The organism is Pedobacter sp. 01T416_2 (assembly GCF_056398925.1).
Window position 1 is genome coordinate 1 of record NZ_JBFTQI010001199.1, and the last position, 1092, is coordinate 1092.

Genomic DNA, 1092 nt, shown 5'->3' on the forward strand with positions numbered 1-1092 from the left:
GCATTGTTTATGCTGAATAATGAAACCATCAGAACTGCAGCAAATAAAACTAACTTTTTCATAATGTTTTTTAATTAAAGGTTTCTTTTGTGTGTTTGCTGAGATAGACAATAGCTGTACACGGTAGTTTAATTAAAGCAATTTCATTTAACATTCTTTAACTATATTTGCCTCCATAATACATTTAAAGGGATCATTTTAATATGAGTTTAGGAACATCCGAAAACAATTACGAACTCGTTTCAGGACTAGAAATCCACGTTCAGTTAAACACCAACACTAAAATATTTTCTGCTGATAGTGCATCTTTCGGGGCTTTACCCAATCAAAATATATCTACGGTTTCACTGGCATTGCCTGGAGCCTTACCGAAGTTAAATAAAGAAGTAGTAGCAAAAGCCATCCGTATCGGTCTGGCTTTAAACTGTACCATTAACCAGATCAACCATTTTGATAGGAAAAACTATTTCTACGCCGACTTGCCAAAAGGTTATCAGATTACCCAGGATAACCAACCGATCTGCGTTAATGGTTTTCTGGAGCTGCAACTGGCTAATGGCTCTATGAAGAAAATCGGAATCAATCGCATTCACCTGGAAGAAGATGCCGGAAAAAGTATCCATGATCAGGATGATAACTATTCGTTGGTTGATTTGAACCGTGCGGGGGTACCTTTAATTGAGATTGTAACCGAACCCGATATCCGCAGTTCGGAAGAAGCATCTGTTTTATTAAGCGAAATCAGGAAACTGGTGAGGCATTTAAATGTAAGCGATGGCAATATGGAAGAAGGTAGTTTGCGTTGCGATGCCAATATTTCTATACGGCCACAGGGCACTACCGAATTTGGAACACGTTGTGAAGTAAAAAACCTAAACTCGATGCGTAATGTACGTAGAGCGATGGATTTCGAATTTGGCCGTCAGGTAGAAGTGATTAGCAATGGGGGAAGAATTATTCAGAGCACATTGAATTTTGATGCTGATAAAGGCACTACATCACCGATGCGTACTAAAGAGGAGGCGAATGATTATCGATATTTTTCAGATCCAGATCTGCAACCCATTTATATTTCTGATGATTGGTTAGCAG

At 38.6% G+C, this 1092-nt stretch carries 1 protein-coding gene; it reads left to right on the forward strand.

The window, feature by feature from the left end; all coding sequences use genetic code 11:
* Positions 1-203: 203 nt before the first annotated feature.
* Positions 204-1092: Asp-tRNA(Asn)/Glu-tRNA(Gln) amidotransferase subunit GatB (gene gatB, locus AC1DPQ_RS28530; protein WP_477611681.1), on the forward strand; the 889-nt coding region annotated here is incomplete at its 3' end.